Source organism: Siccirubricoccus phaeus, from assembly GCF_008360935.1.
GTDB classification, from domain to species: domain Bacteria; phylum Pseudomonadota; class Alphaproteobacteria; order Acetobacterales; family Acetobacteraceae; genus Siccirubricoccus; species Siccirubricoccus phaeus.
This window is the reverse complement of record NZ_SRXO01000012.1, coordinates 161,952-186,344: the sequence shown is the minus strand read 5'-3', so window position 1 is coordinate 186,344 and position 24,393 is coordinate 161,952. Positions and strand designations below refer to the sequence as shown.

At 70.5% G+C, this 24,393-nt stretch carries 17 protein-coding genes and 1 tRNA gene; 7 read left to right on the top strand and 11 right to left on the bottom strand.

What is annotated here, in order from left to right:
• Window positions 1-5 precede the first annotated feature (5 nt).
• From mdoH to E5N76_RS17730, 3 genes are all read right to left on the bottom strand, one after another.
• The gene (gene mdoH, locus E5N76_RS17740) at window positions 6-2,180 is read right to left on the bottom strand and encodes a glucans biosynthesis glucosyltransferase MdoH (RefSeq protein ID WP_149538658.1); all 2,175 of its coding nucleotides are present in this window, start codon (window positions 2,178-2,180) and stop codon (window positions 6-8) included.
• Window positions 2,168-3,565 carry a glucan biosynthesis protein gene (locus E5N76_RS17735; RefSeq protein WP_235907753.1) on the bottom strand — a complete coding sequence of 466 codons (1,398 nt, stop codon included), beginning with the start codon at window positions 3,563-3,565 and terminating at the stop codon, window positions 2,168-2,170. Before E5N76_RS17735 ends, mdoH begins: the two co-directional genes overlap by 13 nt.
• Before the next feature lie 502 nt (window positions 3,566-4,067).
• On the bottom strand, window positions 4,068-4,751 hold the full coding sequence (locus E5N76_RS17730) for a TetR/AcrR family transcriptional regulator (protein ID WP_187830238.1): 684 nt from the start codon (window positions 4,749-4,751) through the stop codon (window positions 4,068-4,070).
• 486 nt (window positions 4,752-5,237) lie between these two features.
• Between E5N76_RS17730 and E5N76_RS17725 the strand changes: the two genes are divergently transcribed.
• Genes E5N76_RS17725 through E5N76_RS17700 form a run of 6 tightly spaced genes read left to right on the top strand, consistent with a single transcriptional unit; the run spans window position 5,238 to window position 12,008 of the window.
• Window positions 5,238-6,572, top strand: a complete 1,335-nt coding sequence (locus E5N76_RS17725) for an MFS transporter (protein ID WP_149538656.1) — start codon at window positions 5,238-5,240, stop codon at window positions 6,570-6,572.
• Between the two features lie 32 nt (window positions 6,573-6,604).
• A complete protein-coding gene (locus E5N76_RS17720) occupies window positions 6,605-7,387 on the top strand; it encodes an alpha/beta fold hydrolase (RefSeq protein ID WP_149538655.1) in 783 nt (260 codons plus the stop codon).
• 23 nt (window positions 7,388-7,410) lie between these two features.
• Complete coding sequence (locus E5N76_RS17715; protein ID WP_149538654.1) at window positions 7,411-8,631, top strand: LLM class flavin-dependent oxidoreductase; 1,221 nt, start codon at window positions 7,411-7,413, stop codon at window positions 8,629-8,631.
• 1 nt (window position 8,632) lies between these two features.
• Window positions 8,633-9,448 (top strand): alpha/beta fold hydrolase, encoded by an 816-nt coding sequence (locus E5N76_RS17710; RefSeq protein WP_187830237.1) that lies wholly within the window; start codon window positions 8,633-8,635, stop codon window positions 9,446-9,448.
• Window positions 9,445-10,407, top strand: a complete 963-nt coding sequence (locus tag E5N76_RS17705) for a Bug family tripartite tricarboxylate transporter substrate binding protein (RefSeq protein ID WP_149538652.1) — start codon at window positions 9,445-9,447, stop codon at window positions 10,405-10,407. Before E5N76_RS17710 ends, E5N76_RS17705 begins: the two co-directional genes overlap by 4 nt.
• Before the next feature lie 11 nt (window positions 10,408-10,418).
• A complete protein-coding gene (locus E5N76_RS17700; RefSeq protein ID WP_149538651.1) occupies window positions 10,419-12,008 on the top strand; it encodes an FAD-dependent monooxygenase in 1,590 nt (529 codons plus the stop codon).
• Window positions 12,009-12,223: 215 nt separating this feature from the next.
• On the opposite strand, the gene E5N76_RS17695 is transcribed toward E5N76_RS17700, so the two are convergent.
• Genes E5N76_RS17695 through E5N76_RS17675 form a run of 5 tightly spaced genes read right to left on the bottom strand, consistent with a single transcriptional unit; the run spans window position 12,224 to window position 17,289 of the window.
• A complete protein-coding gene (locus E5N76_RS17695) occupies window positions 12,224-13,111 on the bottom strand; it encodes a metallophosphoesterase family protein (protein ID WP_149538650.1) in 888 nt (295 codons plus the stop codon).
• A gap of 4 nt (window positions 13,112-13,115) precedes the next feature.
• Window positions 13,116-14,399 (bottom strand): ABC transporter substrate-binding protein, encoded by a 1,284-nt coding sequence (locus E5N76_RS17690; protein ID WP_149538649.1) that lies wholly within the window; start codon window positions 14,397-14,399, stop codon window positions 13,116-13,118.
• Between the two features lie 20 nt (window positions 14,400-14,419).
• On the bottom strand, window positions 14,420-15,244 hold the full coding sequence (locus tag E5N76_RS17685) for a carbohydrate ABC transporter permease (RefSeq protein ID WP_149538648.1): 825 nt from the start codon (window positions 15,242-15,244) through the stop codon (window positions 14,420-14,422).
• Window positions 15,237-16,139 (bottom strand): carbohydrate ABC transporter permease, encoded by a 903-nt coding sequence (locus E5N76_RS17680; RefSeq protein WP_149538647.1) that lies wholly within the window; start codon window positions 16,137-16,139, stop codon window positions 15,237-15,239. Before E5N76_RS17680 ends, E5N76_RS17685 begins: the two co-directional genes overlap by 8 nt.
• On the bottom strand, window positions 16,132-17,289 hold the full coding sequence (locus tag E5N76_RS17675; RefSeq protein ID WP_149538646.1) for an ABC transporter ATP-binding protein: 1,158 nt from the start codon (window positions 17,287-17,289) through the stop codon (window positions 16,132-16,134). The genes E5N76_RS17680 and E5N76_RS17675 overlap by 8 nt, the downstream gene beginning before the upstream one ends.
• Window positions 17,290-17,443: 154 nt before the next feature.
• Here E5N76_RS17675 and E5N76_RS17670 point away from each other — a divergent pair, with 154 nt between their 5' ends.
• Window positions 17,444-18,349, top strand: a complete 906-nt coding sequence (locus tag E5N76_RS17670; RefSeq protein ID WP_149538645.1) for a MurR/RpiR family transcriptional regulator — start codon at window positions 17,444-17,446, stop codon at window positions 18,347-18,349.
• 731 nt (window positions 18,350-19,080) lie between these two features.
• On the opposite strand, the gene E5N76_RS17660 is transcribed toward E5N76_RS17670, so the two are convergent.
• The 3 genes from E5N76_RS17660 to E5N76_RS17650 form a co-directional block, all read right to left on the bottom strand.
• Window positions 19,081-19,155 (bottom strand) — tRNA-Gly (locus E5N76_RS17660).
• 42 nt (window positions 19,156-19,197) lie between these two features.
• Window positions 19,198-21,213 carry a YjbH domain-containing protein gene (locus E5N76_RS17655; protein WP_235907752.1) on the bottom strand — a complete coding sequence of 672 codons (2,016 nt, stop codon included), beginning with the start codon at window positions 21,211-21,213 and terminating at the stop codon, window positions 19,198-19,200.
• A gap of 356 nt (window positions 21,214-21,569) precedes the next feature.
• Complete coding sequence (locus E5N76_RS17650; protein WP_235907751.1) at window positions 21,570-24,383, bottom strand: polysaccharide biosynthesis/export family protein; 2,814 nt, start codon at window positions 24,381-24,383, stop codon at window positions 21,570-21,572.
• Window positions 24,384-24,393: the final 10 nt, after the last annotated feature.

The following is a 24,393-nucleotide window of genomic DNA, read 5'->3' as shown; positions in this document are numbered from 1 at the left end:
CTGCCTTACCCGTCACGTCGCCGGGCCAGGGCCAGCAGGCGGTCCAGCCCCTGCGCGTTGCCCAGCACAGCAGCCTTTTCTGCTCGCGACAAGGCCGGCAACACATCCTCCAGACGATCCGCTTCCTCCACCCGCGCCATGCCGAGGAGCAGCGCCGGGTCGATGGGGTCGATACGCGGTCGGCGCGCCGGCGGCAGCATGCGGCGATGCGCCTGGGCCAGCACCGGGTCATTGGCGAGTTGCTGCACCGCCTCCATCGGTGCGGGCGCCTGGGCCCGCAGCTCGCGGTGCAGGGCGTTGGCCCGGTCCAGCACGACGGGCGGGCGGCGCTCCTCGGGGATCAGCAGCAACCCAAGGCGCCGCAGCGCATCGCCCGCGCTGCGCCGGCCCGTCCAGGCCGCCAGCGGCACGGCCAAGGCGAGCCCCAGGATCACCGGCAGCATCCAGAGAGCCAGAAACGGCGAGACGAGCCAGGCAGCCCCGCCGAAAACGCAGCCGAAGATCGTGTGTCGCCAATAGAGCCGCAGCACCTCACGGAAGGCGAGGCTGCCATCCTCGCGCTGCTGGGCATTCCAGCCACTGTCGCGGCCGAGCAGGATGGAAACCACATCCACGGACTGCGTCAGCATGGTGATCGGTGCCATGAGGCCCGCAATCACCGTCTCCACCAGCATGCTGAGGCAGGCGCGGATGGCGCCGCCGCAGCCGGAGCGGTCCGCGGGCCGGAAGAGCAGCGCGATCCAGGCGAGCAGCTTCGGCACCAAGAGCAGGCTCATCGTGCCGACGAAGACCCACATGGCGCGTACCGGATCGACCACCGGCCAGTCTGGGAAGAGGCTGGGTCCGGCTGGGAAGTATTCCGGCCGGATGAAGCGTGCCTGCAACGAGGTGAGCAGGCCGACCACCAGGAACAGGAACCACAGCGGCGCCGTGATGTAGGAGCCGATGCCGGTGAGCAGGTGCAGGCGGCTGATCCAGTGCAGCCCGCGCGCCGGCAGCACCGCCATGTGCTGCAGATTGCCCTGCGCCCAGCGCCGGTCCCGGATGGACAGGTCCGTCAGCGAGGGCGGGCTTTCCTCATAGGATCCGCGCAACGCCGGCACCATATGGATAGCCCAGCCTCCCCGCCGCATCAGCGCCGCCTCGACGAAGTCATGGCTCAGGATATGCCCGCCAAAGGGCTTGCGTCCGCGCAACTGCGGCAGCCCCGCCTGCTCGGCGAAGGCGCGGCAGCGGATCATGGCGTTATGGCCCCAGTAATTGCCCTCCGGGCCATGCCACCAGGCGATGCCTTCGGCGATCAACGGGCCATAGACCCTCCCGGCGAATTGCTGCATCCGGGCGAAGAGCGAGCGGCCGTTGACGATCACCGGCAGGGTCTGGATCAGGCCGACATCCTCGTGCCTTTCCATGGCGGCGACAAGCCGCACCAGCGTCTCGCCATCCATGACGCTGTCGGCATCGAGGATCAGCATCTGGGGATAGGCGCCACCGAAGCGCCTCACCCAATCGGCGATGTTGCCGGATTTGCGTTCGGTGTTCCTGGGCCGGCGGCGGTAGAAGATCCGTTCGTGGTCGCCCGTGCGCTCCCGCAGCGCCAGGAAGGCCGCCTCCTCCGTCACCCAGGCATCGGCATCGGTCGTATCGCTGAGAATGAAGACATCGAACTTCGCGCCGACTCCGAGAGCCGCCAGCGATTCGTGGATGGCCTGCAGCCCGGCCATCACCCGTTCCGGCGCTTCGTTGTAGACGGGCATCAGCAGCGCGGTGCGCGTCTGGAGCTCCGGCAGCGGTCCGCGGGCGGAGATCCCGAGCCGGCGCTCCTCTCCCGCCAGGATCCGGAAGAACCCGGCGAGCGCCGAGGTGAAGGACAGCGCCACCCAGGCGAAGAGCACCAGGAAGAGCAGGAAAAGCAGGATCTGCAGCACAGTCGGCCGGCTGAGATCCAGCACGAGATACATCTCGTGCCCACCCAGCGCCGTCAATGCCACCGCGCCGCCGACCACAAGGAAGCGGCGCAATGCCATGAAACGGGGCGTCGATGGGCGTGAAGCCGGTCCGCCGGGGGCAGGGCCATGCAGATCCTGCACCGGCATGGCGAGCGGCGCTTCCGGCGGCAGGGCGTGCCAGCCAGCCTCGGCCGGTCCGCCGCGCCGGATCTGCTCCTTCACGGGGCCCATCGGTACATCCAGCTTTCCGCCAGCGGCTGATCGCCCTGGCGCAGCACGGCGCGCAACTCCACCTGAGTCTCGTTGCCCGGGGCAAGTTCGAAGGAAATCCTCCACCCACCCGTCTCGGCGTTCCGCTGTGCCACGGTGTTGCGGATTTCGCCCTTGTCCGCCGTCACTTCCAGCGCAGGCTGTGCGTCGGCCGGCAGCGCGTCCAGCTTCCCGCCCGCGAGGCCGATGACGAAGAGGCGCGTATCCTGGTTATTGATGCCGGCGCCGACCCGCGTGTCGGTCACGCGCGCCAGGTCGTTCTGGCCGGTCCATTGCGGCGCCCAGTGCAGGCGGTAGACGAAGCCATACTCGCCCTTGGCCTGCAGCGGCTGCTTCGGCCGCCAGGCAACGACGATATTGTCGTGAATCTCTGAGCCGGTTGGTATCTCGACGAGCTGCACCAGCCCCTCACCCCAATCGCCGATCGGCTCTACCCAGGCGCTGGGCCGGCGTTCGTAGCGCGCCTCCAGGTCGTCATAGTTGGTGAAGGCACGCTTGCGCTGCATCAGCCCGAAGCCGCGCGGATTCACGTCGCTGAAATAGCTCACCTGCAGGTCGCGTGGATTCTGCAGCGGCCGCCAGATCTGCTCGCCACGCCCGCTGAGCATCATCAGCCCGTCCGAATCGTGTACGGCAGGGCGGTAGTCGTCGATGCCGACCCGGTCATTGGCGGCAAACCAGAACATGCTGGTCAACGGCGCGATTCCGACAGTATCGAGGTCCACGCGGGGGAACACCGTGGCTTCCGTGTCGAAGGTCGTGTCCTCGCCCGGGCGTATGGTGAAGCGATAGGAAGCGGCAGCGCTCTGGCTGTCGAGCAGCGCCCAGACGGTGATGGAGTTCACGCCCTGCCGCGGCCGTTCCACCCAGAAGGCGCGGAAGAAGGGGAACTCCTCGCCGGAGGGCTCCGCCGTCTTGATGGCCAGCCCCCGCGCCGATAAGCCGTAATTCAGGTTCTTGGCCACGGCCCGGAAATAGGAGGCCCCGAGGAAGGCGCAGATCTCGTCGAAATAGTCCGGCCGGTTGACCGGCGCATGCAGACGGAGGCCGGCGAAGCCGAGATCCGCTGGCTGCGGCGCTTCCAGATTCTGGAAGGCGAAGAGGTCCGGGCTGTAGAGGATGCGTTGCGCCTTGCCTTCGGCAACCTCGTATATTTCCACGCGCTGCCGGTACAAGAAGCCTCGGTGGAAGAGCTGCATCTGGAAAGGCAGGCCGCCGTCCCGCCACCAGGCGCGCTGTGGATTGAAGCGAATGTCCCGGTATTGGTCATAGGTCAGGTCCGATAATCCGCGCGGCAGGTCGCTGTCGGGAGCGCGGAAAGGCCTGGAAGCCAGGTCACGCGCCATGGCGCGGACGGAGCTGCCGTTGAAGGGGGTCGGAGCATTCGCCGGCTGCTGGCGCCCCTCATTGGCAGGAGCCTGGGCAGCGCTATCCCGCGCCGGCCAAAGGGCGAACGCGGCGGGCATCGTGGCGAGCAGGTCGCGACGGAACACTGGCACCTCCGAAGTAACAGGAATGCATCGTCCGGACTTAGATCACCCGGTTTTGGCGAGGGTTTGGCATTTTCGTGGCGCATGGGGAGAGAAAACATCTCGTGCGATAGCGGATGCCACGAGGACAGGGTGATCGGAAAGCCAGTTGATGGAGCGCAGCGCAGCCAGAGAACCTCGTGCACCGCACTGCATGAACGCATGCTTGCCCTTCCCGGGCGTGATGCCAATTCCCCGTCTCGTCGATCAGCCCTGGCGCATCGGAATGCGCGAGCGGGCGTATGGGGCCTGGTGGGAGTTGGCATCAGCCGCGCCGCAGGGGCGGACGCCTCCGGCCTTTCCCGCTCACCGGCCGGCTTCAGTCGCCCAGCGGCGCCGCCCGGAAGCCGGCGCCTAGGAAGCGCACGAGCTTCGCCAGCGCGATCTCGACATCGCCCGACCGGAAACTCCCATCGGTGATCGACTGAATGCGGCCGCTATCCGCGATGGTATAGATCATCGTGCCCAACATGAAGTGGAAGCGCCATTCCACCTCGGCCCGCGGCACCTCCGGCAGGGCCCGCACGATGGCCTCCAGGAAGGCGCGGGTGCTGGGGTTGAAGGCCTGCGCGAGGATGCGGCGGTAAAGCTCCTCGCTCTCCACCGCGAGCCGCGCCCGCAGCCGGCCGAAGGTGGCGCCATCCACGCCTGCCTCGAGGCCGAGCGAGAAAGCCGGGCGCAGGAAGGCTTCCAGCAACTGCTCCAGCATCGGCGGCCGCCCCGGCCCTTCGGCGCAGAGGGCGAGCAGCCGCAGGCGCTCTGCCGTGATCGGCTGCGCCCGGCGCAGGAACAGCGCTTCCAGCAGCTTCTCCTTGGAGCCGAAATAGTAATTCACCGCGGCCAGGTTGACCCCGGCCTCGGCGGTGATCTCGCGCAGGCCGACGCCGGCCATGCCGCGGGCGGCGAAGAGCCGGGCGGCGGCGCTGAGGATCCGGTCGATGGTGCGCGCCGGCGTATCCGGACCGCTGTTCCGCCGATCCGCCTCCAGAAGGCTGCTGCCCATTCCCCGATCCGGCATGCTTGACTCTCAGACGACCGTATAAAACAATCGTTTGATTGAGGCAAACCTCCTGTCGGGCCGGCCGCCTCTGGGCGCGACCATCCGGCAGGCGGCCTGCCCGCAGATGCAGCAGCCGGGGCGCCATCCGCATGTCGCGCGGAGGTGCCCGGTCGAGAGGCGGAGGCGGCCGAACCGCACTTCGCCCGAGGGAGGAGTGTCCATGCAGTTCCCGCATAGGGCGCTGATGGCGGGTGCTTGCCGTGCCGCCGGAGCGGGCCGCCCCGCCAGGCCGCAGCCCTGGCCGGCCGGGCCCCTTCGCCCGCGGGGAGGCGAGCTTGCGCGGCGGAACACGCCGCCCCCCGGCCTTCGCCGACGATCTGCCGCAGGTGCTGGCGGTGCGCCGCGCCGGCCTCACCCCCATGGAACGGACACGCGGAGCGTGCCCGCACGCGCAGAAGGCGCGCTGAACGCGCCCCGGGAGGAAAGGTCATGAGCAGCGCGACAGAGCTGGAGGCAGGCCGGACTACCGGCTTTGCCGGCTTCACCCGCTACCAATGGCGCATCTTCTGCGTCACCTGGCTCGGCTGGGCGCTCGATTCCGCGGATTTCGGCCTCTTCGCCATCGTCCTGCGGCCGGCGCTGACCGAGCTGCTGGGCGGGTCGCCGAGCACGGCGGAGATCGGGCGGGTCGGCGGCTACCTCGCCATGGTCGGGCTGCTCGGCTGGGCGATCGGCGGCATGGTCTTCGGCGTGGTTGCCGACTATCTCGGCCGGGTCCGGACGCTCGCCATCAGCATCATCCTGTTCAGCGTCTGCACCGCGCTGCAGGGCATTGCCCAAACCCCTTTCCAGCTCGGCCTCTTCCGCTTCCTCGCCGGCCTCGGCACCGGGGCGGAGGCGGTGGTCGGCATCGCGCTGGTGGCTGAGGCCTTTCATGGCGCGCATCGCGCCAAGGTGCTCGGCATCATGATGACCGGCGGCGCCTTCGGCCCGCTGATCGGCGGGCAGGTGTACAACCTGCTCGGCCCCTATGGCTGGCGCTATGTCTTCTTCGCCGGCATCCTGCCCGCGATCCTGCTGTTGCTGCTGCGTCGCGGCACGCATGAGCCGACGCATTTCGCCGCCGTCCAGGCGCGCCGCGCCAGCATCCGCGCCGGCGGCGGCACGGCGAGTGCCGAGGACCAGGCCTTCATGCAGGCGCCGCTGCGCCAGCTCTTCCGTCCGGAGCTGCGCTTCAGCACCTTCATCGGGATGCTGTTCTGCCTCGGCACGCTGCTCTCGATCTGGACCACGCAGATCTGGCTGCCGACCATCCAGGGGCTGATGCTGGAGAAGGACGGCATCACCGGCACCGCGGCGATCCAGCACATCGGCAATGGCATGATGTTGTTCGGCCTCGGCGGCATCGCCGGCTATGCCGCCTTCGGCTTCCTCGCCGATTGGTTCGGCCGGCGGCCGACCGTCATCTTCTACAATCTCGGCGCCATCGCCGCCGGCCTGTACCTCTATCTCGGCCTGGATGGCTGGCAGCACTACCCGATGGTGCTGCCGATCTTCGGCTTCCTGGTCATCGGCGTCTTCTCCGGCCATGCGGTCTATCTGCCGGAGCTGTTCCCGACCCATGCGCGGGCGACCGCCATCTCCTTCTGCAACGGCACCGCCCGCATCATCACCAGCTTCGGCCCGCTGGTCGCCGGCCTGCTGGTGGTGCCCTTCGGCGGCAGCTTCAACAAGGCGGCGGCGGTGATGACCTGCCTCGCCGTCCTCAGCATCCTCGCCATGCTGCTGGGGCGAGAGACCCGCGACGAGGCGCTGCCGCGCTGACCCCCCGGAACCCCTGAGCGAAGCGAGGCGCCATGCCAACCGAGACGATCACCAACCGCATCGCTATCCACGGCATCGAGATGGAGGTGCTGCGAAGCGGCGCCGGCGCGCCGGTGCTGTTCCTGCACGGCTTCCAGCCGGCGCCGCCGCGGGCCCGCTTCCTGGAACTGCTGGGACGGCGGCTGCAGCTCATCGCCCCCTCCCATCCCGGCTTCGGCGGTACGCCGAGGCCGAAGGATTTCGAGAACGTCTATGACCTGCTGCACCTCTATACGCAGCTCATCGAGGCCCTCGGCCAACCGCGCCTCTCGCTCATCGGGTCCTCCTTCGGCGGCTGGCTGGCGGCGGAGCTGGCGCTGCGGATGCCATCGCGCATCGAGCGGCTGGTGCTGGTCGATGCGCTCGGCATCAAGGTGAGCGACCGCGAGACGCCGGACATCCTCGACATCTTCAACACCCATCCGGACAAGGTCCGCGCCGCCACCTGGCATGATCCGCGGCACGCGCCGGATTACGACGCCATGGAAGATGCCGAGCTGATCGCGCTGCACCGCAGCCGCGAGGCGCTCTCGCTCTATGGCTGGCACCCCTACATGCACCAGCCACGGCTGGCCTGGTGGCTGCCGGCCATCAAGGCACCGACCCTGGTGCTGTGGGGCGAGTCGGACGGCATCGTGAAGCCTTCCTATGGCGAGGCGATGGCCCGGCTGATCCCTGGCGCCCGCTTTGCCCGGATCGCCGCCGCCGGCCACCACCCCGAGATCGAGCAGCCCGACGCCTTCGCCGACCACGTCATCGGCTTCCTGGCCCGCTGAGCAACGCTTCCGGAGAGACGACCATGGACGCCTGGTGGCAATGCGAAATCCCCTATCCCTTCGTGGACAAGGCCATCACCGATGCCGCGGATTCGGTCCGTGCCAGCCTGCCCAACCGGCTCTGCGACCCGAAGGTTGCGGCCGATCTGTTCCATGAGGTGCTGGACGAATTCGCCCTCTGCGACGAGCTGGGCATGAACGTCCTCTGCATCGAGCATCATGCCGGGATCAATTCCCTCATCGGCTCCAACCCGATGATCACCGGCATCCTGGCGCGGCAGATGAGGAATGTGCGGGTGCTGAGCCTCGGCACGCTGATCTCGCTGCGGCCGGACCCGGTGCGGGTGGCGGAGGAGTACGCGACCGCGGATTGCCTGCTGCGCGGCCGCTTCGAGATCGGCTTCGTCAAATCGGGCGGGACCGAGATCGCCAGCTCCAACATGCAGCCGGTGAACAATGAGGAGCGCTTCTGGGAGGCGATCGACCTCATCAAGAAGACGCTGACCAGCCATGACGGCCCCTTCAGCTGGGAGGGCAAGCACTACACCCACCGGCATGTGAATATCTGGCCAGGCCCCTACCAGCTTCCGCATCCACGCATGTGGGCGGCGACCGGCGATCCGCGCAGCGCTGCCGAGGTCGGCCGCCGCGGCATGACGCATGTGCTGGTGCTGCGCGGGCCGGAAGGCACGAAGAAGGCCTATGAGGCGCATCGCGCGGCACGGCGCGAGGCCGGGCTGCCGAAGGTGACGACCGACAATTTCGCCTATGCCGCCATGGTCTATGTCGGCGAGACGGAGGAGGAAGGGATCGAGGGCGGGACCAAGCTGCTGTGGTTCCTCAACACCAGCCTGAAATCCGCGCCGCAATACAACAAATTCCTCCCCGGCGCGGCGCCGCCCCAGGCGGCGCCCGGCCTCTACCGCACGAAGCCGCGCGCCGCTGCCGGCCTCGCCCTGACGGATGCCGAGAAGGGCGTCGCCCCGGCCAGCCAGAATGCGCAGAAGCTGATGGGGCTGACGGCGCAGGAGGCGATGCAGCAGGGCATCCTCTTCGCCGGCACGCCGGACAGCGTCCACCGCCAGATCATGGAGTTCTACGACAAGGTGGGCGGTTTCGGGCATCTCTGCCTGATCGGCCGCAGCGGCTACATGACCCATGAAGAGTCGAAGAAGGGCATCCGCCTTTTCAGCAAGGAAGTGCTGCCGCGGCTGCGCGAGGTGGCGCCGGTGGAGGTCGGCTGAGATGGCCGCCGGTATGATCCGTCACATCCCCATCGGCGGCGGGGTGGAGATCGCCTGCGCCGTCACCGGCGAAGGGCCGCCGCTGGTCCTGATGCATGGCGCGGAGGCGGACCATACGCAGTACGCCGCGCTGACCGCGCATCTCGCCACCCGCTTCACCTGCCTCGCCTATGACCAGCGCGATTCCGGCCAGACACGTAACCCGGAGGCGCCTTACGGCATCGAGGCGCTGGCGGATGACGCGGCGGCGCTGATCGCAGGCCTCGGCTACCAGCGGGCGCATGTCTTCGGTAGCTCCCTCGGCAGCGTCATCGCCCAGGCGCTGGCGGTGCGGCATCCGGGCCGCATCGATCGGCTGGTACTTTCCGCCGCCATCCGCATCGGCCAGGGCATCGCCGAAATCAACCCGGAGGCGGCCGAGACGCTCGCCCGGCTGCGTGCCGACCCGGCGGCCAATGCGGCGCAGATCGCCCGCTTCTTCTACCCGGAGGCGCATCTCGCCGCGCATCCGGAACTCGCCCGCCGCTTCGCCGGCGGCACCCGCACCCCGGCGCAGCGCGCCCGCCGCAACGCGCTGGTCCCGGAGGCGCCGCGCCTGCCGCTCGGCGGCATCACCGCGCCCACCCTGGTGCTGGCGCAGGCGGAGGATCGGCTGGTGCCGCCCGCCCATACCCTGGCGATCGCGCGGGAGATCCCGGGCGCGCGCACCCTGCTGCTGGAGGGGCTGGGCCATGTCGGCACCATCCAGGCGCCGGAGCGCATCGCCGCCGCCATCACCCCCTTCCTGTTGGACACAAGCCGGGAGCGAACCGGATGAAGCGCCGTGCCTTCCTGCTCTCCATCCTGGCCACGCCGGCCCTGGCGCAGACGGAGCGGTTCCCGGACCGCCCCTTCCGCCTGCTGGTGCCCTTTGCGCCAGGCGGCCCGCTGGACCTGAACGGCCGGCCGCTGGCCGAGGAGATGTCCCGCATCCTCGGCCAGACGGTAGTGTTCGAGAACCGGCCAGGCGCGAACGGCATCGTCGCCGCCCAGGCGGTGGCGACGGCGCGGCCGGATGGCTACACGCTGCTCTACACCACCGGCAGCTTCATCGGGAACATCGTGTTCAGCACGGTGCCGCTGCCCTACGACCCCGAACGCGATCTGGCGCCCGTTACGCTGGTGAACAAGGGGAACGGGATGATGCTGGTCGGCCGTGCCACCCTGCCGGCGCAGAACATGGCGGAGCTGGTGGCGCTGGCGAAGAGCAAGCCGGGCGGGCTGACCTGCGCCATGACCGGCATCGGCAACATCACCCATCTCGGCGCCGAGCAATTCCGCGAATACACCGGGGCGGAACTGCTGACCCTGGTGCTGCAGGGCACCGGCCCCTCCATCACTGCCATGCTGGCGGACCAGGTGGACCTCACCTTTTCCACCCTGCCGCCGGCCGACCCGCATCTGCGCGCCGGGCGGCTGCGCGCCTTCGGCTACACCGGCACGCATCGCGCCTATTCCTTCCCCGAGGTCCCGACGATGCAGGAGGCTGGCTACAAGGAGTGGGAGCTGATCGGCATGGCCGGCATGTGGACCACCGCCGGCGTGCCGCGCGATCGCATCCTGACGGTGCAGCGCGCCGCCGCGGAGGCGCTGCAGACGCCGCTGCTGCAACGGCTGATGCGCGAGAGCGAGGCCGAGCCCTCCGGTGCCACGCCGGAGGAATTCGCCATGCATCTGGCGAAGGAATTGGCCATGCAGCGCGGGATTGCCCGGCGCATCGGCATGGGCCGGCAATAAGGGACCAACCAATGCTTGAAACGCCCGTCCTCATCGTCGGCGGCGGCCCGGTCGGGCTGACCGCCTCGCTGCTGCTGTCCCGCTACGGCATCCGCTCCCTGCTGGTCGAGCGGCATGCCGGCACCGCCCGCGTGCCGAAGGCGCGCGGCATCAATGCCCGCACCATGGAGATGTATCGCCAGCTCGGCATCGAGGCGGATATCCGCGCCGCCGGCCTTTCGGCGCAGAGCACCGGGCTGATCGTCTGGACGGAGAGCCTGGCCGGCCGCGAGATCGAGCGCCGGGTGCCGGGGCGGGCGCTGGCCAGGAACCTGGCGATGACGCCGACCACCAATTGCCTCTGCGCCCAGGACGATCTGGAGCCGGTGCTGCGGCGCCATGCCGAGGCGGAAGGCACGGCCGATATCCGCTTCGCCACGGAGTTGACCGCGCTGCGTCCGGAGGCGGATGACGTCACCGCCACCATCGCCGACCGCGAAAGCGGCGCCACCACCGAGGTGCGGGCGAAGTGGCTGATCGCTGCCGATGGCGCGCAGAGCCCGGTGCGCCGCCAGCTCGGCCTGAGCATGATCGGGGAAGAGAAGGTCTATGACAGCGTCAACATCCTGTTCCGCGCCGATCTCTCGGAATGGGTGAAGGACCGGCCGGCGGCGCTCTATTTCGTCGAGCAGCCAACGCTGCGCGGCACCTTCCTGACCATCAATGCGCGAGACCGCTGGGGCTTCCTGATCCACAGCCTCAGCCATTACGGCTTCCGGCCGTCGGATTTCACGCCGGAGCTCTGCGTGTCGCTGGTCCGCCAGGCGGCCGGGCTGCCGGAGCTGCCGGTAGAGGTGCTGGGCACCAGCGCCTGGGAAGCCTCCGCGACGGTGGCCGAGCGCTACCGGGTGGGGCGTATCTTCCTGGCCGGCGATGCCGCGCATGAGATGCCGCCGACCGGCGGCTTCGGCATGAACACCGGGGTGCAGGACGCGCTGAATCTCTGCTGGAAGCTGGCGCTCGTGCTGCGTGGCGAGGCGGGGGAGGGGCTGCTCGACAGCTACGATGCGGAGCGGCGGCCGCTGGCGGAGCTGACGACGCGGGTGAGCCTGGCCAATGCTCTCTCCATGGGCCGCACGGCGCGCCAGAACGCCGCGGTGCTGCCGCGGCGGGAATTCCTGAACGAGCAGGGGCTGATCTTCGGCGTGCCCTATGAGAGCGGCGCGGTGCTGCCGGACGGCGCCCCGCCGGTCCGGCCCGCGGACCCGGTGACGGAGTATTTGCCGAATGCCCGGCCTGGCTCGCGGGCGCCGCATGTCTGGCTGCAGCGGGGGGAGGAGCGCGTCTCGACCGTCGACCTGCTCGGCAACCGCTTCGTGCTGCTCGCCGGCCGCGACGGCGCCGCCTGGGCCGAGGCGGCGCGGGCATTGCAGATCGAAGCCCATGTCATCGGGCGCGAGCTGTCCGATCCCGACGGGGCCTGGCATGACGTTTACGGCACTCACGCGGATGGCGCCGTGCTGGTCCGGCCGGATGGGTATGTCGGATGGCGCAGCCAGGGCAGTGCGGCAGATGCAGGCAGCGTGCTGCATGATGTTCTGCAGCGCCTGCTGGCGCTATGAGGCTGGGGGGCGTCGCCCTGCCCAGCGCACTCGCCAAAGGACCCGGGGTGCGCTTGGGGCGGGTTGAGGGCACTCCGAACGGTAGCGGCACCCGTGCCTGGAACCGATGGCGGACGGCGTCAGTATCGTAGGTCTGTCGTGGTCAGGGCATGCGGCAGCAGGTGCTGCAGCGGAGCTTCGGCGGCGCGGCAATCCGCCGCCTGGCCCCTGGTTCTTCAGCCACGCCTCTCTTCGGGCACCATGCCGAGATAAGGCGCGCCGCCCGCCAGCGTGCCGTAATGGCCGATGCCCGTGCGCAGCCAATTGCCGATGTCGGTGTTCAGCATGCGGCTCGGCTCGTGCAGCGTCACTCGCGGTTCCTCCGCCAGCTCGAGCATCATATAGCCAACGCGCCGCCGACCATGCCGGTCCGGCAGCCATTCGCCGGCGATATCCTGCACGAAGGCGACTCCCGGCGCCCAGACATGCCGGACGCCGGCGATCAGCCGGTCGCGCGATTCATGCAGATGGCCGGAGAGGCAGAGGCGCACGGCACCTTCGCGCATCAGGCGCAGCACCATCTCGCGCGCCGCCGGATACCAGAAGGATTGGCTCATCTCGGTCTCGAGCACCTCGAAGGCACAGAGCGGCTTGTGATAGAGCAGCGCGATCCGGCGCCCCGCCGCCTCCGCGACCGCCTGCTCCAGGAAGGCGGCCTGCTCGGCCTCCGCCGCGAAGCCGGAGCCGCAGATCAGGCAGTCGAGCCCGATGATGCGCCAGCCGCCGATGTCGCAGGCCCAGTAATCCTCGCCGAAATGCCGCAGCCAGGCGGCACGGTGCGATTCCGTCACCGTAGCCTCCCCGCGCAAATCGGGGATGGAGTTGCCGACATCATGGTTACCCGGCACGGCGCGCCAGGGCGCCGGCAGCCGGTCAAGCTGCGCGCGGGCGAAGGCGAGGTCATCCTCCCGATGCGGGGCATCGAGCGCGATATCCCCCGCGAGCAGCACCAGATCCGGCCCCTCCTGCGCCAGCTCCTGCAGCAGGATCTCCCAATTCGCATGGAAATAGGGCTTGGCGCGGCTGAGATGGATGTCGGAGACCAGGGCGATGCGCGGTGCCATGGGCTCAGCTCCGGCGCCGCGGCAGCAGCGCCTGCACCTCGGAGGCCATGCGGTCCAGCGCGGCCTCGGGCGCGGCGCGCTGCGCCACCACGGATTGGATCTGGTCCTGGATGACGTCGGTGATCTTCAGGGCGTTCTGGCCGGGGAAGGCGTACCAGCCGGTGATCACGTCCTGCTGCCGGATCGCCACCAGGTGGTTCGGATTCTCCCGGTAGAAGCGGCCCAGCAGCTCCTCCCGCTCGGCCGGCACGGTGGAGGCCGGCATGTAGCCGGTGTGGTTCACCATCATGGTGCCGCCGATCGGTCCGGTGGCGAATTTGATGAATTTCCACGCCGCCTGCTGCTTCGCCGCGTCGCGGGCGAACATCATCGCCACCATGCCGCCGGCCGGCAGGCGGGGGTTGGGGCCGGGGATCGGGAAGCGGCCCGTCTTCAGCGGGAAGCGGCCGCCGATCTGGCGGTTGAAGGCGCCGAGCTGCGCGGTGGAACACATGATGATGCCGAGGCGGCCGGCGGAGAATTCCGCGAACATGGTCGCCTCCCGCGCATCGGGCATGCGGCCCTGGGTCACCATGGCGGCGAGGTCGGCCACCGCGGCGCGCCCGGCTGCCCCGTTGAAGGAGACCTGCGTCTCCTCCGCGTTCAGCATGCTGCCGCCGCGGCTGAAGATCTGCGCCTGCCAGGCCCAATTGCCGGTAATCTGCCAATCGAAGAACAGGCCGGTGATGCCTTCGCTGCTGCCATGGATGGCACGGCCGAGAGCGATGACGTCCTCCCAGGTAGTGGGAAGCTTCTCTGGATCACCGCCGGCGCGGCGCAGCAGGTCGAGATTGTAGTAGAGGATGGGCGTGGAGAGCGCGAAGCCGATGCCGGTCTGCTTGTCACCGACCTGGCCGAGGCTCAGCAGGCGTTCCGAATAGCCCAGCCCCGCCACCTCCGCATCCGCCTGCATGAAGGGCCGCAGATCGACCGGAATGTCGCGCTCCACCAGGGTGCGCTGGCGGTTCAGGCCGTGATAGGCGACATCCGGGAGGTTGCGGGTGATCCCGTCGCGCAGGCTGCGCTGCAGCATTGCCTCGTAATCCACCTCCGGCGCGCGGTAGGTGATGCGGATGCCGGGATTCTCCCGCATGAAGGCGGCGGCGACATCCTCCATCAGCCCGCGCACCGTGCCGGCATTGCCGTATTGCACGCTGAGCTCCACCTCGCGCGACTGCGCACGGGCGTAGAGCGGCAAGGCGAGGGAGGCGGTGGCGGCGCCGATCAGGCCTCGACGGGTCAGGGTCATGCAGGGGCTCCTGTGGCGGGTCATTTGATGCCGGTCATGGTCACGCCGCGGACGAAGGCCCGCTGGGCGAGGAGGAAGGCGAGGACGAGGGGGGCGGTGGTCACGGTGGCGGCGGCCATCAGCGGGCCCCAGCTCGTGCCCGCCTCGGTGTCGCTGAAAAAGGCGATGCCGAGCGGCGGGGTCATGAGCTGCTCGCTCTGCACCGCGATGTAGGGCCAGAAGAACTCGTTCCAATTCCAGATGAAGGAGAGGCAGCCGAAGGCCGCCAGCGCCGGCGCCGCGGTCGGCAGCATGATCCGCCAGACGATGGCGAATTCGCCGAGGCCGTCCATGCGCGCTGCCGCGATCAGATCGTCCGGGACGGTGCGGAAGAATTGCCGCATCAGGAAGATGCCGAAGACGCTGATGGTCGAGGGCAGGATGACTGCCGCATAGGTGTTCAGCAGGTCGAGCTGCCAGAGCGCGATGTAGAGCGGGATGGCCGGCACCTGCGGCGGCACCAGCAGGGCCGCCAGCACCAGCAGGAAGGCGGTGTCGCGCCCGTGCCAGCGGAGCTTGGCCAGGGCATAGGCCATGGGCAGCGCCGTCACCGCCTGGGCGGCGAAGATGCAGAAGGTGACGATGAAGCCGTTCAGCAGGAAGCGCGCCAGCGGCACCTTGGTGAAGGCAGCGGTGTAATTCTCCACCGCCGCCCACTGCACCGGCAGCAGCCGGAACTCCGGCGCGAAGATCTCCGCCGGCGGCTTCAGCGAGAGCGAGAGCATCAGCACGAAGGGCGCCAGCATCACCGCCGCGCCGAGCAGCAGCAGCGCGTGGCGCAGCAGCGGGCCGAGGCGGTCAGCCATAATGCGCCCTCCGGTCCAGCAGCACCGTCTGCGCCACCGTGACCGCCAGGGTGAAGATCAGGAAGATGACCGTGATGGCGGCGCCATAGGCGGTGCGCAGGAAGCGGAAGCCTTCCTGCACCATGGTGTGCAGCAGCACCTCGGTCGCCTTGTTCGGCCCGCCCTCGGTCAGCACCGCGACAGTGTCGAAGACCTGGAAGCTGCGGATGGCGATGATGGCGACAACGAAGACCAGCGCCGGCCCGAGCATCGGCCAGGTGACGCGGCGGAAGCGTTCCCAGGCGCCATCGGCGCCGTCCATCGCCAGCGCCTCGTACAGGTCGCGCGGGATGCCCTGCAGCCCGGCGACGAAGAGGACCATCGCCAGGCCGAGATTCTGCCAGATGCCGATGACGGCAAGCGCCAGCAGCGCGGTGTCCGGGTCCTGCAGCCAGTCGGTGGTCGGCAGGCCGAGCGCCCGAAAGGTCTGGGTGACGAAGCCGACGGTCGGGTGGAACATGAACTCCCAGACCAGCGCCATGGCAAGCAGGGTGGAGGCGACCGGCAGGAAATAGGCGGCGCGGTAGAAGGCACGGCCGCGGCCGACGCTTTCCACCAGCAGCGCCGCGCCGAGGCCGAGCCCGACCGTCGCGGGCACCGAGACGCCGACATAGATCAGCGTGTTGCGCAGCGACTGCCAGAACACCGGGTCATCGGCGAGCTGGAGGTAGTTGCCGAGGCCGGCCCAGCTCATCTCCGGCTCGCCGAGACTCCAATCGGTGAAGGAGAGGAGCAGCACGGCGACCGCCGGGCCGAGCAGCATGGCCCACATCAGCAGCAGCGCCGGCAGGGCGAGCAGCCAGGCGGCGATGGCCTCGGCGCGGGCGCCCGGGTGGCGGGCGGGCGGCCTAGCCATAGGCCGGCTCGGAGGAGGTGATGGCCGCGCCGTGCCGAAGCGTCATCGGCAGCCGGTCGCCCTGGGCGTCGAAGAGCACGGCCCGGCCCGGCATGAGCAGCAGCGAGGTGCCGGGTGGGTGGGCGCCGACCTGCGCGGCATCCAGCCTTGCGACCAGGGCCTCGCCCGATCGGGAGAGGGCGCAATGCATCAGTGCCTCAGCCCCCAGGCGTTCCACCCGTTCGACCCGGACCGGGAAGCCCTGCGCCGCCGGGGCCAGCGCCTCCGCCCGGATACCCAAAGTGACTTGCGTGCCCGGTGCCACGCTGCTCCGCCAGGGCAGGATGCAACCAGCGGCTTCGACATGGCCCTCCGCGCCGATCCGCGCCGGGATGGCGTTCATGGGCGGGCTGCCGACGAAGCGCGCCACCTCGAGGCTCGTCGGCTCGTCATAGAGCTCCTGCGGCGGCGCGAGCTGCAGCACGCGGCCGCCCTGCATCACCGCCACGCGGTCGGCCATGGCCATCGCCTCGGCCTGGTCGTGCGTGACGTAGAGGATGGTCGCGCCGAGGCGCTGGCGCAGCGCCATGATCTCGGCCCGCGCCTCGGTGCGCAGCCTGGCGTCGAGATTGGAGAGCGGCTCGTCCATCAGGAAGGCGGCGGGGTGCCGCACCATGGCGCGGGCCAGCGCCACGCGTTGGCGCTGCCCGCCGGAAAGCTGCGCCGGCCGCCGCTCCAGCAGATGGGTAAGCTGCAGCGGCTCCGCGGCGGCCGCGACATCCTCGGCGATCGCCCGGCGGCGGAGCGCCGTACCAGGCAGCAGCCCGCCGAGCAGCGGCAGCCGCTGCAAGGCGGAAAGCCGCCGCATCTCCAGCGGCAGGGCGATGTTCTGCCGCACGGTCATGTAGGGGTAGAGCGCGTAGCTCTGGAAGACCATGGCGAGGTTGCGCGCCTTGGGCGGCAGGTGCTCCACGCGCTCATCGCCCAGCCGGACCTCGCCGCGATCGGCGCCTTCCAGCCCGGCCAGGATTCGCAGCAAGGTGGATTTCCCGCAGCCCGAAGGGCCGAGGATCGCCAGGAATTCGCCATCGGCGACGCGCAGCGTCACGTCGCGCAGCACCTCCGCCGCGCCGAAGCGCTTGCCGATCCCGATCAGGTCGACGCTCGCCATCCCGGCCCCCGCTTGCCGCCCGTTTCAGCCGCGGGGTGTTTGCCGCAACGCAGCAACCCATGGCGTGACCGTCTTATGAAATCGTCTCAGTGAAATAGGGGATAGACCTGAATAAAATTCATCCGGTCCGCCGCCGAGGCTGTAGGATGACGCCATGTCCCGATCCGACTCCCGACCGCTGTCCCAGGACCCGATTCCTTCCGGGAGCAATGCCCCGCCGCTTGCCGCCATCGAGCGGCTGCGCGCGCTGCGTCCCGGACTGCCGCCCGCCGCAGCCCGCATCGCCGATCTCGTTCTGAGCCAGCAGGAAGAGGTGGTGCACATGTCGGTCACGGAGGTCGCCGAGCGTGCCGGCGCCAGCGAGGGCAGCGTGATCGCGCTCTGCCGCCAGGTCGGGGCGCGAGGCTTCCAGCACCTGAAGATCGAGCTCGCGCGTGCCCTGACCCAGCCGGTGCAGGCGATCCATGAGGATCTGGAGCCCGGCGATGCGCCCGCGACCGTCATGCGCAAGGTCTTCGCCGCGGGCATCCAGGCCTTGCAGGACACCCTCGCGGTGCTTGATCCGGCGGCGCTGGCGCGCGCTGCGTCGCTGCTGCGCGCGGCGAGGCGCATCGAGGTCTATGGCATCGGCAGCGCTGCGCCGGTCGCCGAGGACGCGCATATGCGGATGCTGCGCATCGGGCTGGATGTACGGCTCGCCGTGGACAGCCATGTGCAGGCCGTCAGCGCGGCCCTGGCAGGCCCCGAGGTGGCGACGCTGACCATCTCGCATTCCGGCAGCACGGTCGAGACCATCACCGCGACGCGGCTGGCGCGGGAGGCCGGAGCACGCACCGTGATCATCACCAATCTCGGCCGCAATCCCTTGCAGGCGCATGCCGATGTCGTGCTGCACACCGCGGCGCGCGAAACGCGCTTCCGCACGGAGGCGATGACCAGCCGCATCGCGCAGCTTGCCGTGGTGGATGCGCTGATCAGCAGCATGGCATTGGCCAGCGGCAGTGACGCCGTCGCTGCGCTCCGTCGCACTTCGGAGGTGCTGTCGCTGAAGCGCTACTAGAGAGATCGGTTGAGCTTAGCTGACCCGTCCCGCTCTGGCGCGCCTGGCGCCCTCCTGGCTGGCGTTGAGTGCGACGGTCCACCTATCACCGTGCCGCCACGGCACGGGACCGCGACCGGTTGCGGTAGGTGGTGCTGGAGGGGCTCGGCTGAAAGATCCTGCGCATCTGGTCCACTGACTGGTGGGCCAATGCGCAGCGTGAGAGCGAGCGACTGCATGCAGCCCTAACCGCGTTGCTGGATGAGGCACGGCGGAGGAGAGGCGCTGGGAAGGAAGCCGGCACCCTTAGAGCCGGCGACGCAACGGCCTCCCCGGTGAGCGAGAACGGCACAGGGTCGGTTTCCGCGACGCCGGCCGAGTTGCTGGCCGCGCTGGACCCTGCGCGCTTCCATGACGAGCCTATCGCCCGACCCTTGCCGCACAGCATAGGTGGATTTCGGCCCTCGTCCGATATGGACAGCAGGCCGGCGAGTCTCGCACCCGCGGCCCGTCTCAGACTGTGGCTCTGGGGCCGCCGACCCTCCAGGGCCACCGGCACCTTCAAGTGAGGGAAAGCGGCCTGCGAGGTCGTCGGGAGCAGAGAGCCGCCCGACGGCGGCCGCTGGGAGGAAACAAGTGGGCCGGCTGGCTGGCCGCTAAGCGGCTCACGCCAAAAAAGTGCCCCCGCTGTGCCCCGGCTTTCGTCTGTGCCCCGAGAGCCTCTGAAAGCGCTTTCTAAGGCCTTGAAAAGATGGAGCGGGCGATGGGAATCGAACCCACGACATTCAGCTTGGGAAGCTGACGTTCTACCTCTGAACTACGCCCGCCCGGTCGGGCGAATGTAGCGGTGCCGCAGCACCGGGGCAACCTCAGCGCAGCACCTCGCGGAAGCCGCGGCCCAGCGCCTCCATCCGCCCGTCCCGCACCACCTCCCACAGCGGGTTGTCCACCGCCAGGCGCTGCCCGCCGTCGCGCGCCACCGGGCGGATCACCGCCTCGGCCCGGCTGGCGGTCTGCGGCCCCAGCAATTGCAGCGGGATGCGCAGGAAGATGCCCTTGTCGAAGCTGCCCTCCCCAAAGCGGCTGTAAGGCACGTCGGTGAAGGTGGCGAAGGCGCCCACCTCGATCCCGCTGTCGAAGCGCCGGCCGAGTTCGATCGTGCCGCCCCAATCCCCCGCCAGGTAGCGCCCCGCCCGCAGCACGCCGTAGAGCTTCCACACCGGCAGGTCGGCATAGAGCGAGGCATGGCCGGTGGCGACGGAGTAGTTCCGCACCGCCAGCCGCCCGCGGAATTCCCGCTGCACCACCCAGCCGAGGTCCAGCCCCAGGGCAAAGGGCCGGTCCACCGGGCGCCACAGCACCTCCCCCTGGACGCCGGTGAACATCGGCTCCAGCAGCCCCGCCGTCACCCGGGCGAAGACATCCGGCGCCGGGGTCCATAGCCGCTCGGCATAGAGGGTGGGGATGGAAGTCTTCCCTTCCTGCGCATAGCGGGCCACGTCGCTGCGGACATGCGGCAGCCGGCTGTCGGAAGGGCTGGCGCGGTCCAGATTGCCCGCCACCGCCTGGGCCAGGCTGCCGGCCAGGGCGAAGCCATCCCCCAGCCCCAGCCGCATCCCCGCCGCCAGCCCTGCCTGCCAGCCGACATTCACCCGCGGATCGCCGAGCTTCAATGCCAGCCGCGGCTCCACCCCCCAATCCAGGGTCGGGCCCTGGCCGGGGAAGCGCGCCGCCTCCACTGGCTGCAAGGTGCTGGTCGCCACCACCTCCTCGGCGCTGCCGCGGCCGGTGGCGGCGGCCTCCATCGCTGCCCGCAGCAGCACCAGCCGGGCAATGGGCAGGCCGGCGCGATGCCACTCCACGCGCAGCACCTCCACCTCCGGCGGCAGATGCGGTTGCACTGCCCGCGCCACCCGGCCCGCCACCTGGGCAAGCGTACCGTAACGCCCGCCCTCCACGCCTATTCGTGCCTCGGTGCCGTTGATCTCCACCCCCAGCGGGCGGAAGCCGGCGGCGCGCAGCGCCCCCGCCAGCCCCGCCGGGTTGCCCGTCGCCGGGCGCGGTCCCACTGGGGGCGGGCCGGGGCGCGGGAATTCCGGCGGGTTGCCGGGGTCCAGCCGCAGGGAAAGCCGCAGCAGCAGATCCGTGCCGTGCAGGACATGCACCCCCGCATCCACGTAAGGGTTGGGCTGCCATTGCAGGCCGAGATTCAGCCGCGACGCCGCCTCCCCCCGCGACCCCGTGCTGCGCGCCGGGTAGCCGCCGCGCTCGTCGCGCAGGGCATCGCCGGACCATTCCAGCTTGGCGCGCAGCCCCTCCATTTCGCCCCAGGGCGTCGGCAGCGGGGGCAGGCTGTATTCCAGCCCGCCGAAGAACGCCGCCTCCCGCCCGCGGAACCAGCTCCGGAAGCCCGGCGTGCCGCCCTGCCCCACCTGCCGCGGCCGGTCGAGGAAGCCCTCGCCCGCCATGCCCAGCGGGTTGCGCAGATCGCCGCCACTCCCCAGCCGCCCCCAGCCCATGCCGAAACTCAGGTCCAGCGGGCCGAAGCGCTTGGAGGCCACCACATACTCGCCGGCATAGATGCCGGTGCCGACCGCATCCTGCAGCCCGATCGCCACGGCAGGGCGCCAGTCATTCTCCTGCATCAGCCGCAGCTTCAGGTCGAAGGCGCGGTCCGTGGTCAGGCCATGGCCGGTGGTGCCGTTCAGCCTTTCGGTCAGCCGGAAGGTCGTCTCCAGGAACGGCAAAGCCTGGAAGTTCAAATACCAGAAGCGCCGCTGATGCCGCAGCGCCGTCCCCGCCTCCAGCGTCCCATCGGGCCGGAAGCGCGCATTGCGCATCTCGATCAGCCCAACCCCGCCGTAATCCGAACCCGTCCCCGGCACCTCCTGCGCCACCGCCGCCTGGGCGAGCAGCGTCAGGGCGATGGCCAGGTACCCAGGGAGGGCTCTGCCCTCCCTGGACCCTCCCGCCGGGGACCGGACCGGTCCCCGGACCCCGGTGGGTTTTAATCGCTGGAGGGAGGACCCCCGCTGGGGGTCCTCCCTCCAGCGACAGCTCAAGGGTTCCAAAGGCCCTTCGGCCCTTGGCGGGGGGTCAAGGGGGGCAGCGCCCCCCTTGGGCGCCGGGCCCACAGCCCTTGAGCGTGATCGCCGGAGGGCGGAACGCCCGGAGGCGTGAATCACGCGATCAAACAAAAAGCTGGAGCGGGGCCGGTGGGCGAAGGCGAACCGGCCATGCTCTAGCGCCCGCTCGACCGGACGATGACCGCCAGGGCGGCGCTGGAGAGGGCGATTTGCGACAGCACCTGGGTGATGTCGCGGATCAGGCCCCAGCTTTCGTAGGGCGAGGGGTCCTGCGGCACCACCACCACGCTGCCCGGCGGGATGGGCGGCCCGCCCGATTGCCAGGCGCCGAGCCCCGCCGGGGTGGACTGGCCATTGGGCAGCACGACGAAGGCGCGGCTGCCATCGGCGAAGCGCTGCTCCCCGCCGGCGGCGCGCACGTAATCCGCGGCGCGCCAGCCGGTGGCGAATTGCAGGCTGCCGGGGTTCAGCACGGAGCCGACGACCGTCACCTCATTGGGCCGCTTCGGCATGGCGATCAGGTCGCCGGGTTCCAGCAGCACGTCCAGCTCCGGCCGCGCCGCCAGCACCACCGGGTTGGCCTCCACCACCATGCGTCCGGCGGCACGGGTGGTGCGCAGCGTATTGGCCAGCGCCTGGCCCGCGGTGATGGCGCCGCCGAGATCCGCCTGGCCGCGCAGCCCGGCCACCGCCTGGCCCGCCGCCACCTGCATCAGCCCCTGTTCCAGTTCGCGCGCCGTGCGCTGGAAGCCGTCCTGCTGCCTTTGCCGCACGCTGTCCCGGCTGAAGACGGCGCCGTACGGATAGGCCTGCGGCGTCAGCCCGCCGGCCCGGGCGATGACGTCGGAGAGTTTCTCGCCGCGGCGGATGTCGTAGGTGCCGGGCCGCAGGAATTCCCCGACCAGCGTCACCGGCCCCAGGTCACGGTCGGCGAAGCCGCGCGGCACCCGCAGCACGTCGCGCGGCGAGAGCCGCACCGCGGCGAAATTGCGCGACCGCAGATCGAGCAGGGTGCGCGCCAGCGGCAGGGTGTTGGTCTGCTCGGCCGGCTCGCGGGCGAATTCCACGGTGGAGAGGTCGGCGGTGTCCGTCGCCCCGCCGGCGGCGGCGATGACGGCATCCAGCCCCGCCCCGTCGGCGATGGGGTAGAGGCCGGGCAGCCGCACCTCCCCGGTCAGCAGCACCGCCTGGTCCAGCAGGAAGGGCAGCAGGCTGGGGTAGTCGAGGAAGACCTGCGGGCAGGGGGCGCGGCCGAAATCCGGGAAGCCGGCGCTGCGGATATGGGCGTAGCGCCAGGGCGAGGCCTGGGCGGCGATGGTGAGCTGGACGAGCGCCGGGCAATCCGGCCCCCGCGCGGCGCCGGCGAGGCCAGGCGGGAGGGAGGCAGCGCCGGGCGGCGGGGCGGCGGGCGCGGTCCCGGGCAGCGCGCCCGGCGGCGCCCCGCCCGGCATGCCGGCCACCGCGGCGAGGCCCGGATTGGGCGCCGCCAGCGGCGGCATCAGCACGGCGCCCGCATCCGCCCCGCCGGTATCGCCGCGCAGCGCCTGCTGCACGGAGGGGCTGGCCAGCCACATCACGTCCGCCATGCCGAGCAGGATCACCTCGTCGCCCTCCCGCAGCGGCGCATCCGCCTGGCCGGAGAGCACGCGGCCGAGATCGAAAGCCTCGAAGCGCCTGGTGCGGGTGCGCGCATCCATGCGCCAGATGGCGCCGAGCCGCGGATAGGGATCCGCCCGCACCAGCCGCGGATCGGCGAGCAGCCCGCGCAAGGTCTGCCCCCGCCCGCCGGCGGCGCGCAGCAGCGGCGCCGTCACATGGCCGGCAAGGCGCAGATCCTGGGCCACCACATCGGCGCCGGGCTCGACGCGCAGCGCATCGCCCCGCCGCAGCGCATCGCGCGGGCCGATCTCGCGCAGGCTGCGGCGGCCCTCGGCATCCGTGGTCTGCAGCAGGAAGCGGTTGCCGGCGGGGCGCAGCGGGTCGCCCGCCAGCCGCAGCAGCGCGGCCAGCGGCGCGGTCGCGGCGCCGGAAGGCAGCTCGTAGATGCCGGGGCGCGAGACTTCCCCGCCGATCGCCGCCACGGCGCCGAGCGGCGGCACCAGGATGCGCTCCCCCTCGCGCAGGGAGAGGTCCGGCGTCGCGCCCTCCCCGGCGATGACCGGGTAGAGATCGACCGTCCGCCGCCCCTGCGGCCCCTCCACCCTGATGGCGCGGAGCGAGCCGGTGCGGCGGATGCCCCCCGCCGCCACCAGCGCATCAAGGACGGAGGAGAGCGAGGTCAGCGCCTGCAGCCCCGGCCGCGCCACCTCCCCGCCGACGAAGATGCCGATCTGCCGGAGCTGGCCGAGGGAGACGAAGACCTCGGAGCCGCCGAGGTCGCGCTGCGCCCGGGTCTCCAGCTCCGTCCGCAACTCCCGCAGGGTGCGGCCGGCGGCGGGAAGGGGCGGCAGGTCCGGCAGCACCAGCATGCCGTCGCGGCCGATGCGCAGCGTCAGGGTCTGCCGGGCGCGGCCGCGGAAGGCCAGCACCACCTCATCGTCACGGCCCAGCAGGTAGTCGTCGGGCAGCATGCCGAAGCCCTGCCCCGGCGGCGCGCCGCCGCGCAGGTTGTCGTAGCCGAATTGCCGCAGCGGCCGCGGATTGGCCGGGTCCCGCGCGGCGAAGAAGCTCTCCGCCGGGGAAAGCGGTTCCTCCGGCACGGCGGGCGCGGTGGGTGGCGGCAAGGGCTGGGCGGTCACCGGCGGCGCGGCGAAGCCCGGCGCCGCCGGGCCGGAGGGCCGCCCCCCGGCATCGAACAGCCGTTGCAAAATCTCCTGCTGGCTCGGCAGCGGCAGCCCGGGCAGCGCCGCGCCGCCCGGCAGGCTGGGCGGCAGGGCGGGCGGGACGAGATAGCTGCCCGGCGCCCCCGTCTGCCCCCAGACCGGCGCCCCCGGGACCAGCAGCATGAGCGGCACGAGCAGCGCCGCCACGGCGCGGTGG